This window comes from Protofrankia sp. CiP1_Cm_nod3, from assembly GCF_982290655.1.
The window spans coordinates 8,599-9,647 of sequence record NZ_CEVIVD010000120.1 but is presented as its reverse complement, the minus strand read 5'-3'; the positions used below and the strand labels follow the sequence as shown (position 1 = coordinate 9,647).

1 protein-coding gene is annotated in these 1,049 nt (G+C 70.1%); it reads right to left on the bottom strand.

Going from position 1 to position 1,049, the window contains the following annotated elements:
- Positions 1–26: 26 nt before the first annotated feature.
- Positions 27–950: a c-type cytochrome biogenesis protein CcsB gene (gene ccsB, locus AC5LUJ_RS18805; RefSeq protein WP_493465388.1), complete on the bottom strand. Its 924-nt coding sequence runs from the start codon at positions 948–950 to the stop codon at positions 27–29.
- Positions 951–1,049: the final 99 nt, after the last annotated feature.

Here is a 1,049-nt window from a genome sequence, read left to right as displayed (position 1 = left end):
TGCCGACGGGGTCCTGCCGACGGGCGTCAGGCGCCGACACCCGCGTAGGAGTGCAGCCCCGAGATGACCAGGTTGACCAGATAGTAGTCGACAAACAGCGCGCTGAAACCAAGCAGCGATATCGCCGCGGCCCGGCGGCCCTTCCAGCCGGCGGTGGCGCGGGCATGCAGGTAGGCCGCGTAGATCACCCAGGTGATGAACGACCAGGTCTCCTTGGGATCCCAGCCCCAGTAGCGACCCCAGGCCGCCTCCGCCCAGATGGCACCGGCGACGACCGCGAACGTCCAGACCGGGAACGCGAAGCCGATCACGCGGTAGGTGATGCGGTCCAGCGACGCGGCCGCGGGCAGTCTCATCATGATCCCACCGCGCCTGCGCATCGCCGCGGAGGCCTCGGCCTGTCCGGTGGCAACGGCCGCGAGGCGGTTCTCCCAACGGTCCTTCAGCAGATACAGGACGGTGGTGACCGCCGAGACCATGAACACCCCGCTGGCCACGATCGCCGCCACCACGTGGATCTTGAGCCAGTAGGAGTTGAGCGCCGGGACGAGCGGGCCCGCCGCCACGTAGAGCACCGTGCCGGCGAGACCGAGATAGAGGACCACCGGCAGCATCACGAAGACGCCCAGCCAGCGGACGCGCGCCCGGGTCCGGGCCAGCATGCCCAGGTAGGTCAGCACCGCAATCAAGGTGATCATGGATGAGAACTCGTACATGTTCCCCCACGGCACCCGGTCCGCGGCCAGGCCACGGGCGGTCACCGAGCCCACGTGCGCCGCGCATCCGAGCACGGTGAGCAGCACTGCGACCCGGCCGATCCAACGCGCCCGAGGTGAGAGCGACAGGTCCGCGCCGTCCCCGGCCATCACCTCGGCCACCGCAGCCCGCTCGGCGGCCTGCCGGGCCGCCCGGGCGCCGGCCGCGGCGAGCGCCTCAGCAGCAGGATCCACAAGAGCGTCACGATCGTCAGTGGCATAGGTGACAGACGCTCCTGCTGTAGCCGCGCCTGCTGTAGCCGTCCCCGCCACAGCCGTACCTGCTACAGCCGT